The organism is Acanthopleuribacter pedis (genome assembly GCF_017377855.1).
Lineage (GTDB): Bacteria > Acidobacteriota > Holophagae > Acanthopleuribacterales > Acanthopleuribacteraceae > Acanthopleuribacter > Acanthopleuribacter pedis.
On sequence record NZ_JAFREP010000029.1, the window covers coordinates 11,682 to 25,201 of the forward strand.

The following is a 13,520-nucleotide window of genomic DNA, read 5'->3' on the forward strand; positions in this document are numbered from 1 at the left end:
TGCGGGCTAAAACGTTTTTGACCTCGATATCAAAGGGCGTCCTTCATCTCCGGCCGCCACGGTCTTCTATATATAATGGAGGTGTCTCTTTCCAGCGTTAACCATGATCGCCTGAGCCCCCGTTTCGCTTCCGTTTGACCGCTTCCTGTTCCGCGTGCTTGAACCCAAGAAGCCGTCGTAGTTTGTGGCGCAGAAAATGGCACCCGGGTCGGCGCGCTGACGCCCGGTTACCGTTGGCCCCCTGTGCCCGAGGAGGACTGATGAGTTTGGGACCCCTTTTGCTCCTGCTTACCCTTTTTGCGATTTGCGCGGCCTTTTGTGTTGGCGCGGTGCGTCATCTGAGCCCCACGCGCGATATGGACCTTCGCTTCTACCGCATGCCCGGCCGCAAACGCATTGGCGGCGTTTTGGAAAACATGGGGATCACCCGGGAACCGCGCGCGATAGAAGAGCTACCGGGGGTGACGGTCTGTTGGACGGTCGACAAACAATCGCCCCATGTCAAAATTGAAAATCCCGACCCGGAAGGTTTGCCCCTTTACGGTGATTTGTACCAACTCGTGATCGAAAGCGATTCCAAGAGCCTGACCGGTTTGATGCTCCTTCCTGTCGGCGGCCTGGGCGATCAGGGTTTCTTGATGCCCGGAACCTCTTTTGATCAACAATACCAGTGGGTAACCGCGAATCCCGCTCAAGTCGCCCTGTTCCACCCGCGCTTGCGTGGCGTCCTGCTGCACCTTTATCCCCTGGAGATTCGAGAAAATACCTGGTTTTTCCCGATCAACAAGTACCTGGCTTCCTATGGCAGTGCCGAGGATTTGGATCGCGAACTTCGCGCGGTCTTGGATCCATTGACCGAGCTGCATGAGTCCCTCACGCGCCGCCCCGAAACCTTTGCCGAGCTTTGGGTGATGACGGCGCTGGATCCCGATCCCCTGTTTCGTGCCACGGCGGCCGCCGCGGCTTTGGACGCGTTCTTTGAGGGGCAAGACAACAACCAAACCTTGGAAGATCTCGATGTGGCGGTGCGTTGGCGCCGTTGGCGTGAGCTGATGGGTTTGCCTCATGCCGAGCTGCCGGAACCCGCCGACACCGATGGGTTCGCTCTGTTTTGGGAACCGCTGCCCGCGCTCTTGGCTTCCCTGACGGCCTCCTATGAACCTTATGCGCGCGGCGAACGACCCGGGACCACGCCCGAGGCGCGTCGCTCCCGCTTGGCGCAAAACACCTGGGCGGCTTGCGATCTGCACGGGGATGCGCTGATGTTGGCCGGCGTGTTTTTCCCGGAATGGGTCGCCGCCAAACCGCCCGCCGCTTTTTCCGACACTTATTCGCCCCATGCCGCGGAATTAGCCGATTTATTTTTGGACCTTTTGGACGAAACCCACCAAGCCGCCTATGCGTCCGTTTTGCTCGGCAACGATGCGTTGCGTTCTCCCTTACTGGAGATTGGTTTTTCCAATGAGCCGGCGCGTTTTGCGTTGTTACGTCCGTTGGCAAGGGCCACAAGCGACGTCCAGTTTCAATTGGATGTCCTGCGTTTCCTCGCTGAACAGATGGACCCCGGCTTGATGTCGTTGTTGCGTGACCTGTTGCCCGCGATGGCCGAGGCGCCGATGAACCTCGAGAAAAAGACCGCGCTGATCATCGCGCTGTTGCGGTTGATTGCCGAGGCGGGTCTATTGGAAGACCTGGATCTCGTGGAACAGTGTCGGCCCCATTGCATGACCGGGGCGGCGGATAGGGTGGCGGCCCATGCCGTGGCCGCAATCAGCGAAAGGGCGGGCCTTCCCGTCGCGGGCCTAATCTCACCCGTTGCGGCCGAAACGCCCCAAGGCACCTTATCGCGAGCGGACACGGTCCCCGGCGAGCTCGAGCAGGTATCGGGGGACACCGCGGACCACAACCACTAACCGCGGCCGTTTCCGTTCCGTGGCAGCATTTTTAGCGAGATCTGGGTATTAAGCCGGTGCGAGGAATCGGCGCGGGACGATGAGAAAACGCGGGGCGCGGCTTGGATCGCAGCTTGGGTCGCACCCCGAGTCTGACCCCGAGTCTGACCCCGAGTCTCACCTTGAACCCAAGCTGGGCTCGCACCCCACCTTCGGCGCCCGCGCCCCCGCTTACAACACGCCGACCTGCCCACGCGCCGGATCCTCCTGGGGTTGGGGTGGCTGTGCCCGTGTCTGGCGCTGTCGGTCTCCTGCTTGGGGCGGCTGATCCCGTGCCGGGCGTGGACGCGCTTGGGGTGGGTGCTGTTGCGCCCGTGTTTGACGCGCCAGCGCTTCTGTTTCCGCGCGCAGCTTGGTATAGGCTTCGTCCCGCGCGGGCTTTTGCTCCGACAGTTCGGCGACGGCCCTGGCAAAGTCGGCCTCGATCTTATCGGCCGAGTGGGCATTGCTCTGGAAGTAGGTCAGTGACTCGAGCAGCATGTCCGTGTGCAGGGTGGCGGGCTTAAAAAAGCCTTCGATGGGGTCGGCCGATTTGTCGAAGACCAAGCGGTCTTGCGCCGGCACATGACTGTTGTAGGCGATGTCGAAGTGCTTCACCTGCTCGGTGAATCGATCCGCGAGAAGATCAATGGTGGCGGCGTCCAGGGGTTTCTGCATCTGACGCGTACCCATTTGTTCCTGCAAGTTACTCAGTTTTTCAACGTACTGCGCTTTGACCTTGGCGAGGCGTTGCGCTTCCGGTAAGTCGATTGCCTTGCGGTAGCTTCGCACGATGTAACCATGGTCCCCGGTTTTAATGGGGTGCATGCGCAGTTTGAAGCCGCTCAGGCGGTTGTGCAAAAAGGCGACACCCTCCTTGGGGAAGGCCGCGGCCGCTTCCCTGAAGCCACGGGCGAAATCGGCGCCGTATCGGCTCGTGAACTTTTGGTCCGGTGCCTGCGCCTGGCCGCCTTGCGTTTTTGCCAATTTTTTGGTCCCGGTTTTTGGGTTATAACCCGCGCTCGCTTGGTCGTCGAAGGTGGTGCGGTTGTCGCGCAGCGTGTCGCCGTCCTGTACCGCAACAAAACTCTCCAACACACTGACCGTTTTGGTCAGATCCTGGGCCAGGCCTTCTTCCGTGATCTTGTACGGCCCGGGAGGATTGGGTCTTTGGTTCTTCGATTCAAGGACCATGCGCATCATCGTCGGTCCCAGAATGTTTTCGTTTCCACCGCTTAACTGTTGGGCCAGCCGCTCAATGACACCACTTGACGCGGCGATCTCTAAGTCGGTCAAAAAGGGTTGCCGTGCGCTGGTCATCAGGTTCTCGTGGTGAAGATCGGAAACGCCGGCAATGGATGCGAGAAAGGCGAGGGAACCCATTTCGCGGAAATAGGCCTTCGCTTCCGAGGGGTTCCGCATGAGGTGGTCGGGGGCGGTTTGGTTGGAGAGGTGGGTTTGGTAGGAATAGGCGTCTTCCCCACCGCTGTTGCGGTGGAGAAAAAGCATGCCCGGTAGCGGGCGTTGGTTTGGCTGGGTGGGTCGCGCGTCTTCCAACATTTCCAGCGCGCTTCTGCTTCCATCAGCCAGGTTGCGGCCGACAACCGCCTCGTCAATGCGGGCGTCGCGCGGTTTGAACACGATTTTTTGTTGGTTGTCAAAGCTCAGGATCGCCACCCGTTGCCCTTTTTTGTGCGGGTCACTGTCGGTTAGCTTGAACCCGGTTAAGCCGCTTGCTCGGTTGCCGTCGCCGGGAAAGAAACGCGCGTTAAGGTCAGGCAAATCCCTTTGAAGGTTCTCCATCAGGGTGTTGATGTTTTGGCCAAAGTTCGTCGTCTGGATCTTCATATCGCTGTCCAGGTTTGTTTTGACAATGGCCGCGAGGGCGCCGGCGGGTTTGTGCTCAGCTTGAAGTTCCGCCACCAAAGCATCGACTTGCGCATTGGGAATCAATTTGGGGGATTCCTGCTTGGTGAGCGCCTCGAAGGCGAATGCGGTTGTGGCGAAAAGGGTGTCGGCCAGGCTTTGGGCCACTTGGGTAAGCACCTTTAAATCGGGTGTCCGGTCTAAGGCAACCACCGCATCCATCACGGCGTCAATGCCCCGTGACAGCTCGGCGCGCATCAGGTCGGCACCCTTGTTGTTGGGCAGGTGGAGGCGGGTGTCGATCAGCAGATTGACGGCGTTCGTTCTCAGGGTCGGGTCGGCGCCCGGCTGGGCTGCCGCGCGGATCATTTCGCTAGTGTGGCTGTCGAGGCGACCCAACTGTTCTCGCAACCACCGCGGTGAAAAGTTTTGACCTTGGGGCGGTAATCCGAGGGCCGCGAGTGCGGGTTTATCAAAACCTGCTTGCGCGACCGCTTCCTCCAGGGCCCGGAAAAGCGGGCTGTCGGTATCGGGGGCCGGTTGCGGGGTCAGGCTGTGTTTACCGAGGGTTCCGCTTGGTTGGAGCCGGAGCCTGTCGTTTTGGTCGAGGTTCAGGGTACCGGTGTGGCGGGTTCGAGCGATTTGGGAGAACTGGCGAAGGGAAGGGAAGGTCATCGAAAGCACCTTTAGGAAATCGTTGCCGGCGCCGGGGTGGCGGCTGGTTTTTTTGCAAAAATGGGTGGGAAAGGCGTGGGCTGTTTAACAAGCGATGGCGTGGGCGAGGAGGAAGAGGGTGTCGTCACAGTCCTCGGGCACGGCCGGGACCGCCAGGCGGTTTTGCCATTCGCCCAAGGCGTCAAAGAAGGTGATCAGCCAGGTTCGGAAGGTCTCGTAGCTGAGGTTTTTGGTGCGGAGCCGCGAGCGCAGGACCGCCTGTTGCCCGTTTTTCACGTAGGCCGGCGTGATCGTCCCGCTTTGGGCTGCCGCGCCGCCCGCCATCAAGGTGGTTAAACCCTGGGTCAGTTCCGCGTCGTTAAAGGTTTTCACCGCGCTGAAGAGGGCCAGTTCGGGGTGATTGGGACGTTGGCTGAGGACCACATCGAATTGGTCGTTGACGCGAATGACCACGCGTCCGTCGACGGGTGGTGGGATGGCGACGCCGATTTCTTCCTGCAGGGATGCGAGCATTTCGAGGTACAAGGGTTCAGACATGGGGCGACTCTCCTGGGGCTGTGCGACGGTTGACTGGGTTTTGACGGGTAAAATCCATTTGGGGCGATGGTTGATGCTGCTTTGACTAGCTCGCATTTCTCACCAGAATTCGTCGCGAGGCTTTGAAATCGCTGTGAGGACACAGGTTACGACCGAGGGCAAACGCAGCGGGGCCGACCTTTCGGCGTAGCAGCGCTACGTCGAGGCTTGTCCGACTAAGTAACCCAAGTCATCGCAGCTATTTCAACGCCGGAGCAGAACTTCTGGTGATAAATGCGGGCTAAACAAAGCTTTGGCTGTAGGCTGTCATCTGGTGCCAGTCAAGGCGGGCCGTGGGTTTGCTTTCGCTGACACCGCGCAGGCGGTTGCCGGCACGTTGTAGGAACGCCTCGGCGTAGCTTCTTAGGTCGGCGTCGCTGAGATCGTCGTAGCTGAGCACGGCGGCGGCCGTGACTTCACGGCAGTTGGGGTCGAGGTAGTAGTTCATATTAAAAGCGCCGGGCAGCAGGGCGTCGTCGAGCAAGTCGCCATAAACCGCGCTTGCTCTGTCGGCGGCGACCGTGCCGATGTTGCAGGCGAGGATCACTTCTTCTCCGCTTCGACCGGGCATGACCGCGAGGCGCAGGACCTGGTCGGGTCGGTGTTGATCGGCGACGGTGGCGGTAAATCCTTCAACGAGCATGCGGTCGTCGATGGGGAGGTTAAGGTCACGGGCGAAGGCGGCGGCATAAGTGCCAAAGGGGTTTTCCATAAAAAACGTCCTCGATCAAAAAGTCTGACGGCGTGTGGCTCATCAGGAAGCCGATTGCCGCGTTCATAAAACACCACGCGTGAGACGAGAAGAATGGTTGATTCGAGGTTAAAAAAACGACAAAAAGTCTCCTGCGTGTTGGTGAAGTTTGGGTGTCCCCTTTTTCCTCGCCTGCCGATTCGGCGACGGGCCGCAACCTATCAACCGTCGCCTGGGAATCCATGCCGGGCGGGGTTTAGCGCTTGGTACCTGAGTTACAAAACCGGCATCGGGAGTGGGTTGCGGTGCTCACCCCGACCTTAAGGATGTTCAATCGGGGTTTCCCTGGGTTATGGTTCCCCATGCGCCTTGGGGAAGGAGGATTCGTGGTCGCGCAACGCTTGGTAGACCAACTTTTTGCCGCGCCTAAGTTTGGGACCGGGATCGGGTTGCACCGCATGGCCTGGTTGCGCGCGCGGGTTGAGGCGGTGGCGCCCGACCTTCCCATGGATTACCTCAAGGTGACCGGCTCCAACGGCAAAGGCAGCACCTGCGCCATGGTGAGCGCCATGCTCAAGGCCCTCGGTGTGCGCGCCGGTAGGAACATCTCGCCCCACTTGTTCCGTTTCAACGAACGCATCACCATTGACGGCGCGCCGATTTCCGATGGCGATTGCGCGTCGGGTTTCGCCTGGGTTCAGGCCGCGGTGCAGGCTTGGCAACAACAGCACGGCGCCGGCTCCTTCGGCGCTTTTGAGATCTTCACCGGCATGGCCCTGTACCATTTTGCCCGCAACGGGGTGGCGCACGGTGTGTTCGAGGCCGGCATCGGCGGCCGCTACGATGCGGTGCGGATGATGCCCGGCTCGCTCTGTGTCCTGACCTCGCTGGACTTGGAGCACACCCAACTGTTGGGCGATAGTTTGGAACTGATTGCCTACGACAAATTGGACCTGTGCCCCCCCGGTGGAACCCTGGTGCTGTTTCCACTTGGCGATCACGATTTGCTGCGGCGAATCCGTCATTACGCACGGCTGAAACAGATCCAGCTTTTTGAAACCGCGGTGCGGTGTCGTGTCACCCATCGGGTCACCCATCCCACCGAAACGACCTTTAACGCGGAAATCGACGGCATGGTCCTTGAGGATCTGCGCCTGCCCCTGTTGGGCGCGCACCAGGTGGACAACGCGATGGTGGCCGCCTCCGCGGTCACCTTGTACGTGAATCGGTTGTTTCCCCACCTGTCCCAGGACGACCTCAAGCAGGGGATACGCGACGGCTTGGCGCGGGTGAATTGGCCTGGCCGCGCCACGTTTCTCCCCGGCCCGCCCCCGGTTATTTACGATGTCGGCCACACCCCGGCCGCGATCCAAACTTTTTGTGCGACCCTTCAGCCGATGGTTGCCGGCCGCCGGGTGGTGTTGGTGATCGGGGTTTCCCATAATAAAGCGGTTGAGGAAATCGTTACCGCCTTGGTCGCTGTCGCCGACCGCGTGATCTGTACCCGCGCCCACCACCTGGGGGCGCCGGTGGACCGCATTGAAGCCGCCGTCGCCGCCGCGCGGCCGCAACTCCCCCGCGAACGTTTTGAAACCGTGGAGGATGCCGTAACCCGTGCCGTGGCGATTGCCCGCGCCGAGGACATGACCCTGGTCTTTGCCGGCGGGTTGTTCCTCGCGGTTGAGGCGGTGGTCGCGTACCAGGGGGACGATCCAAGGGCGTTGCGGTTTTTCTAACCCGAGGTCGACAGATGCTCGCTCACCGCGCCTACCAAAAAGACCGAGCCGCATACAACCACCGTGGTTGGGTCGTGTTTGGGTAGATCGCCAAGCGCCGCCGCGGGGGTTGCCCGCGGTTGGAAGTTGTCGGGTAAGGCGCGGGCCAGATCAGTCGGCGCCGCCGCACGGTAAAAACCGCCGACCAGGAACCCGCGCGGCGCCAAATCCCGGAGGTGGGTGAGGCAGGCCTGGTAATCCTTGTCCTCCGCCGCGCCGTAGACAAGAAAACGTTGTTCATAGGGGATCCACGCGTCCAAATACCCGCGCAACACCTCAAGCGCGGCAGGGTTGTGGGCCACATCCAGCAGCAGCGAGCGCCCTTCGAAGCGGCGCGATTCCAAGCGCCCGCCCAACGTTGCATTTGCCACATCGCCTGGAAAACAAGGGATCTGGTGCCGCTTCGCAATGAGCTGGGCGAGGCAAAGCGCTGTTTTTGCATTGTCGCGCTGGTGGGCTCCCGCAAAGGGGATTTGGTGTGCCACCGCGCCCAAATCCGTCGTCGCGGCATCAATCAAGGTAATGCCGCGCGGCTGGGTTTCGCGCCTGATGGTTTGCCGCACCGAGGGGGTAAGGCCGGGACCCAGGACCAGGGTGCCGCCGGCGGGACAGATCCCGGCTTTGTCCCGTGCAATGGCCGCGGCGGTGTTGCCCAGCCGATCCATGTGATCCAAACCCACGGTGGTCACGGCCGCCAGATCACCTGGCAGCAAATGCACGGAGTCGTTGTAACCGCCGACCCCGGCTTCGAAGATCGCGAGCCGGACGCCGCCGCTCCGGAAGAGGTCGAGCGCCATGAGAATCAGGACCTCAAAGAAGGTGGGCACCAAACCTAGCGGCGCCTGGTCGGCAAGGAAGGTCGCCACCCGTTGCGACGCGGCCTCGAGATCGTCAAAGGAAACCTGTTTTCCGTGGAGGCGGAAACGTTCGCACGGCGAAACCAGGTGCGGGCTGGTAAACAGGCCGATCCCTTGTTTGTGGTTGAGGCAGGCTGCCAACATGGCGCAGGTCGAGCCTTTGCCGTTGGTACCCGCCACTTTGACGATGTGCATGTCGTCGAGGTCAGGCTGATAAGCGCGGATCAAGGCGGGGAACCGCGCCTGCAGGCAGGGCGGCTGTTTTTTGTGGCGGGGCAGTTGTTTGAGTAGGGTTAGCAGCGTCGGCGGCCAGGGATTGTGCGACATAAACGACTCTTGGGCATGGCGTAAGCGGCATCATCGCACGGCATGCCCGCGGGCGCCAAGCACAACCGGCCGGTCCGCGGGCTTCGCGCGGCACCCGCAAGCGTCGCGCGAATTCGTGGCGGTGGGTTAGCTTTTCTTTTGGAAAACCAGCACGAACCGGTCGGTTTTACCTTTGATCGCCTCGTCGTAAACATTCACGCTGTGGTCGTCACCGCTACGGCGCAACAGGTCGGAGGACTTGAGCAGGGTGAACCCCGCCGCGGTGAAATCTTGTTCCGCGTAGGCTTTTTCAATGCGGTGCAGGTCCTGAGCCGCGCTGCTACCGCTGCCTTCTTTGGCGGTGTGGTCGATAACCACCATCAAACCGCCCGGTTTCACCGCCGCGTGCAATTGGGCCAGAAACTTTTTGGCGTCGATGGCCGGCCAGGAGGGTTTGCCGTTGTCCCAATAAAGGTCGTGGTAACAGTTCACCATAATCGCCATATCCAACCCGTCCTTGGGTAACTTCAGATCGTCGGCTTCGCTGACCAGATGGGTGACGTTGGCCAGGCGCCCCTCGGTGAAGCGCAGCGCCGCCCCTTTGCTACCGTAGTTCTTGTAGGAGGCATTGTTTTGGGCAATCACCTTGCCCTCGGGGCCCACCACATGCGCCAGCAGTTCGGTGTAATACCCCGCCGACGAGAATATATCCGCCACCGTCCAGCCTGGCTTAACACCGATAAACTTAAGAATTTCAGCGGGTTTCTCGCGTTGGTCGCGTTCACGGTCTTTTTCGGAACGTTCGGCGTGGTCGACGGCTTTTTGGATGGGGTCGCCGGCGAGGGCGAGGGTGGAAAGGGTTAAAAACACACACAACAGCAAGCGGCTGGGAAAAGACATAGCGATGGCTCCTCTGAAAAAGTCAATGGATGCAGATGTTGAGATATACGCGTGATACGGTCGAATTTCTCACAGAAATCGGCCGGGGAAGAAGCCTTTAGGGACGGAAGTGGGACGAAATCCGGCTTTTTGGATGGCTGTTTTTATTTGATTTCGCCTCGGGCTTGTCGCCGCGCCGCTTGGAACCGAAAGGTAAAACAAAGGGTTCATACACCGATCCACGGGGAGGAAGATGATGCGTCTCGGATGCTGCCTTTCGCTTTTTTGTTTGTTGACGCCCGGTTTCGCCGGCGAGGGTACGGCTGCGACCTTTACACATACCTATCCCGTGCCCCATCTCGCCACCGGTTGGCAAAATTACCTCACCGTCGACAATGTCGGCGCGGATCGCGCCACCTTTCAGGTGACCTGGTACAACGGTGCGGGCGTGTGCGTGCTGGAGCGTGAGGTGACCTTGGGCGGTTTTGAAAGCCTGCGCTTGGATCCGGCCGCGTCGGCGGATAGCGCGGAATCCGGTCGGATCACCACGGACCATGCCGAACTCCAGTTCCGCGTCGCCTACATCGAAACCACGCAACAGGGAACCGCCGAATTCGCCCTGACGGAACAAACCGGTTCCGTCCTGCAGTTTAATTTCGGCGTTTATCCCGGCGATGTCGTTCCCCTGACTTGGAAAGGGCTGGCCTTGATGAACACCGGCACCGCGACCGCGGCCGTTCGTCTTTACGCGTTGGATGAAACCGGTTCCGTTTTGGCCGAGGCCGTTCGTGAATTGGCGCCCAACCAACGCTTGCGCGACATCATCGAAAACCTGTTTCCCGGGTTGACCTATTCGCAGGTTGCCCGCGTGACCGCGGTGGCCGACCAACCCCTTGCCGGCATCAATATCTCCGGCAACGCCTTTCGCCAGTTGTTGTTTGGTGCCGCCCGTCAGGGTGGCGTCGCCCCGGTCACCCAAACCGGGAGACCGCAATCGCTGCCGGATTTTGCTTCGCTGCAGCTCTACGATGGGGACAGCCCGCTGAACCAGGCGATTGCCGCCGACGCCCCCGTCGACCCCCATTCGGCGGCTTTGATCGCGGGCATGCAAAACGCGGGTGCGCTGGTGGTGCAGGTCGGCCAGTATTCGGCCCCGGTCTTCTTCGCCGAACCAGACACTCCCCGCGTCACGGTCAACCTGGCCTGCGGTGTCCCCTGGGAATTGGGCGTCACGGCGATGGACAACGTGCCCATGCCGGCTTGGGCCGAGGCCGCCGAGGATGTCGACGGCGCCGCCAACCCGCCCGTCGCCTGCGGCGAGGATGCCGACCAGGACAACCACCTGGTCGTGTTGGATCCGGTCAACCGTTGCGAATACACCTTTTGGCAGGCGCGCCGGGAGAACGGGGTATGGACCGCGAGTTACGGCGCCGCGATTTCGATGGACTCGGACGGCATTTTCCCCAACGGCATGTCGTCGCGGGGTTCGGGTTTCTCGTTTTTGGGCGGTTTGATTTGGCCCGACGAACTGCGCACCGGCCGCATCCAACACGCCCTGGTGTTTTCCTATCCCTTCGTCAGCGCGGGCGGTCCGGTTGCACCCGCCACCGACAGCGACGGCGTTTCCGACGCGGCCTTCGCCATCCCGGAGGGCGCGCGCCTGCAACTCGACCCCGACCTGGACTTAGCCGCGCTGGACCTCACGCCCTACGAACGCACCATCGCGCGGGCTTTGCAGGAATACGGCATGTTTTTGGTGGATCAAGGCGGCGCCTCGGGGATTGGCCTGTATGCCGTCGATCCGGTCAGCGCCGCGCGCAATCCTTATGAAGGCCTCTGGCCCAACGAGGATTACGTCGCCCTACCCAACATCCCGCTGAGCGCCTTCCGCGTGTTGGCGCTGGGCGAACAGGACGCGTCCTTTCGCGAGCGCTTGCGCCTGCCCGACAACGCCTGCGTCACCTATCGGTAAGGGTTTTGTTCCGGCGAGGTGACGGCCCGCGAGGTGATGTTCATGCCCGTTCAGGTTAGCGTTGTACCCGAGCGGAACCTTCGCCGTCCATCAGGTGCATGACCTCGGCCACCGACACACGGTTGACATCGCCGGGAACCGAATGTTTGAGGCAGCCGGCCGCGGTGGCGAAGGCCAGCGCCGAGCCGGGATCGTCAAAGTGGTGCAAACCGTAGATGAGGCCGGCTGAGAAGGCGTCACCGGCGCCGACGCGGTCCACGATCCGCGTGATCTCGTAGGTGCGGCAGGTGTGGAACCCGTCTTGGTTGCGGAGGCAGGCCGACCAGCGATGGTGGTCGGCGGTGATGCTTTCGCGCAAGGTGACGGCCATTTGTTGCATGTGGGGAAAGGTGCGCAAAACCTTCAGGGTGAGTGCCGCGTAAGCGTCGGGATCCCAATGGGAGCCGGTCTCTTCGACGGCGAATTCGGGACCCAGGCATTTGCGGCAATCGTCCCGACCCGCGATGCCCACGTCCACGTAGGGCATGAGTTGGTTCATCACCTCGGGTGCGGTTTTGCCGTAGCGCCACAACTTGGCGCGGTGGTTGAAATCACAGGAGACGGTGACGCCGCGATCCACCGCGGCTTTAACGGCCTCGAGCGTCAGTGCCGCGGCGCGCTTGGACAAAGCGGGCGTGATCCCGGAGAAATGGAACCAATCGGCGTTTTCGAAAATTTGGTCCCAGGGAAGGTCGCCCGGTTTCGCCAAGGCCATGGCGGAATCGACGCGGTCGTACAGAACCGTGGAGGCTCTTTGATTGGCCCCGGCTTCCAAAAAATACAGACCCATGCGCCCCGGACCGTCGCTCATGTAATCGGTAGCCACACCGAAGCGCCGCATCTCGGCCCGACAGGCGCGGCCGAGGGCGTTATCGGGCAAACGCGTGACGTGGTGGACGTTTTCCCCAAAAGCAGCCAGGGAGACCGCCACGTTGGATTCGCCGCCGCCGAAGGTTGCCTCCAGGTGCGGCGTCTGGAGCAGCCGTTCGTGACCCGGTGCTTTGAGCCGCATCATGATTTCCCCTAAGGTCACTACCTGTCGTACCAAATCGGTCCTCCTCTGAACCCCAATTCTCAAAAGGGTTCAGCTTTGCCGCAAAAGTTCTTGTGCGCCTTGCGGGCCAAGTCGGGTTCGTTGAAAAAAAGGTGCGCGGCGCGGCCCCGGGGGGAACCCGCCGCGCACCCGGTGGGGGGGACACCCTAAGAGAAGCTGAGGCCGCCGTTGATGTCGAGGTTGGCGCCGGTGATGAAGCTGGATTCGGAGGATGCCAGATAGGCAACCAAATCCGCGACCTCCGCGGCGGTACCCTCGCGGCGCAAGGGCGTGCCGGCCGCGACCTTTTCACGCACGGCATCTTTTGTGAACACATCATGGAAGGTGGTGGCGATCATGCCGGGGCATAGGCTGTTTACCCGGATGTTTTTGGGGCCGAGTTCCTTGGCAAGGGAACGGGTCAGCGTCATCACCGCGCCTTTGGCGGTGGCGTAAGCGGCGGCGCCGGGCCCGCCGCCGTCGCGACCGGCCAAGGAGGCAACGTTGATAATGGAACCCCCGTCGCCCATCAGCGGGACCACGCTTTGGGTTGCGAGGAAGGTGCTGGTCACATTGAGTTTCATGACGCCTTCGAAAAAGGCTTCATCCATTTCCAGCAAGGATTTGCGTGCGACCAAACCGCCCACATTGTTGACCAAAATATCAATGCCGTCACCGAATGCCGCGCGGGTTTCTTCGATCAAGCGCAGGATATCGGCGCGTTGGGTCATGTCGCCCGCCACCGCAATCGCGGTCCCGCCGGCTGCTTCCACCGCGGCCACGGTTTCTTTTCCGGCTTGGGGGTTGTGGTAGTAATTCACCACGACTTTGGCGCCGAGCGCCGCCAATTTCTCCGAAACCGCGCGGCCGATGTCGCGCGCGCCACCGGTGACGATGGCAACTTTATTGTGAAGATTCAT

10 protein-coding genes are annotated in these 13,520 nt (G+C 61.1%); 3 read left to right on the forward strand and 7 right to left on the reverse strand.

From position 1 onward, the window contains the following. Positions 1 to 260: 260 nt before the first annotated feature. Positions 261 to 1,913, forward strand: coding sequence for a hypothetical protein (locus J3U88_RS25720; RefSeq protein WP_207861875.1), 1,653 nt, complete (start codon positions 261 to 263; stop codon positions 1,911 to 1,913). Between the two features lie 210 nt (positions 1,914 to 2,123). On the opposite strand, the gene J3U88_RS25725 is transcribed toward J3U88_RS25720, so the two are convergent. The 3 genes from J3U88_RS25725 to J3U88_RS25735 all read right to left on the reverse strand — a co-directional run bounded on the left by J3U88_RS25725 (position 2,124) and on the right by J3U88_RS25735 (position 5,760). Beyond that, complete coding sequence (locus tag J3U88_RS25725; protein ID WP_207861876.1) at positions 2,124 to 4,472, reverse strand: DUF4135 domain-containing protein; 2,349 nt, start codon at positions 4,470 to 4,472, stop codon at positions 2,124 to 2,126. An 84-nt stretch (positions 4,473 to 4,556) separates the two neighbouring features. Continuing rightward, entirely contained in the window at positions 4,557 to 5,009 is a 453-nt protein-coding gene (locus tag J3U88_RS25730; RefSeq protein ID WP_207861877.1) for a type III secretion system chaperone, read from the reverse strand. A gap of 280 nt (positions 5,010 to 5,289) precedes the next feature. Continuing rightward, positions 5,290 to 5,760: a hypothetical protein gene (locus J3U88_RS25735; RefSeq protein ID WP_207861878.1), complete on the reverse strand. Its 471-nt coding sequence runs from the start codon at positions 5,758 to 5,760 to the stop codon at positions 5,290 to 5,292. A 365-nt stretch (positions 5,761 to 6,125) separates the two neighbouring features. On the opposite strand from J3U88_RS25735, the gene J3U88_RS25740 reads away from it, so the two are divergent. Then, positions 6,126 to 7,475: a bifunctional folylpolyglutamate synthase/dihydrofolate synthase gene (locus J3U88_RS25740; RefSeq protein WP_207861879.1), complete on the forward strand. Its 1,350-nt coding sequence runs from the start codon at positions 6,126 to 6,128 to the stop codon at positions 7,473 to 7,475. On the opposite strand, the gene J3U88_RS25745 is transcribed toward J3U88_RS25740, so the two are convergent. Then, on the reverse strand, positions 7,472 to 8,698 hold the full coding sequence (locus J3U88_RS25745) for a bifunctional folylpolyglutamate synthase/dihydrofolate synthase (protein ID WP_207861880.1): 1,227 nt from the start codon (positions 8,696 to 8,698) through the stop codon (positions 7,472 to 7,474). The two genes, J3U88_RS25740 and J3U88_RS25745, sit on opposite strands and share 4 nt — an antisense overlap. A gap of 126 nt (positions 8,699 to 8,824) precedes the next feature. Further along, a complete protein-coding gene (locus J3U88_RS25750) occupies positions 8,825 to 9,577 on the reverse strand; it encodes a class I SAM-dependent methyltransferase (RefSeq protein ID WP_207861881.1) in 753 nt (250 codons plus the stop codon). Positions 9,578 to 9,809: 232 nt separating this feature from the next. Between J3U88_RS25750 and J3U88_RS25755 the strand changes: the two genes are divergently transcribed. Continuing rightward, entirely contained in the window at positions 9,810 to 11,528 is a 1,719-nt protein-coding gene (locus J3U88_RS25755; protein WP_207861882.1) for a hypothetical protein, read from the forward strand. Positions 11,529 to 11,583: 55 nt separating this feature from the next. Here the strand turns inward: J3U88_RS25755 and J3U88_RS25760 are convergent, their stop codons facing one another. Together J3U88_RS25760 and J3U88_RS25765 are read right to left on the reverse strand one after the other, a co-directional pair. Continuing rightward, positions 11,584 to 12,615, reverse strand: a complete 1,032-nt coding sequence (locus J3U88_RS25760; RefSeq protein WP_207861883.1) for a sugar kinase — start codon at positions 12,613 to 12,615, stop codon at positions 11,584 to 11,586. Between the two features lie 152 nt (positions 12,616 to 12,767). Beyond that, the gene (locus J3U88_RS25765) at positions 12,768 to 13,520 is read right to left on the reverse strand and encodes an SDR family NAD(P)-dependent oxidoreductase (protein ID WP_207861884.1); all 753 of its coding nucleotides are present in this window, start codon (positions 13,518 to 13,520) and stop codon (positions 12,768 to 12,770) included.

What these genes read in the sequence shown, in the direction of transcription:
- J3U88_RS25755 (WP_207861882.1), top strand. Translation starts at nt 9,810, where the DNA reads ATGATGCGTCTCGGATGCTGCCTTTCGCTTTTTTGTTTGTTGACGCCC.
- J3U88_RS25725 (WP_207861876.1), bottom strand. Translation starts at nt 4,472, where the DNA reads ATGACCTTCCCTTCCCTTCGCCAGTTCTCCCAAATCGCTCGAACCCGC.
- J3U88_RS25750 (WP_207861881.1), bottom strand. Translation starts at nt 9,577, where the DNA reads ATGTCTTTTCCCAGCCGCTTGCTGTTGTGTGTGTTTTTAACCCTTTCC.
- J3U88_RS25735 (WP_207861878.1), bottom strand. Translation starts at nt 5,760, where the DNA reads ATGGAAAACCCCTTTGGCACTTATGCCGCCGCCTTCGCCCGTGACCTT.
- J3U88_RS25745 (WP_207861880.1), bottom strand. Translation starts at nt 8,698, where the DNA reads ATGTCGCACAATCCCTGGCCGCCGACGCTGCTAACCCTACTCAAACAA.
- J3U88_RS25765 (WP_207861884.1), bottom strand. Translation starts at nt 13,520, where the DNA reads ATGAATCTTCACAATAAAGTTGCCATCGTCACCGGTGGCGCGCGCGAC.
- J3U88_RS25720 (WP_207861875.1), top strand. Translation starts at nt 261, where the DNA reads ATGAGTTTGGGACCCCTTTTGCTCCTGCTTACCCTTTTTGCGATTTGC.
- J3U88_RS25730 (WP_207861877.1), bottom strand. Translation starts at nt 5,009, where the DNA reads ATGTCTGAACCCTTGTACCTCGAAATGCTCGCATCCCTGCAGGAAGAA.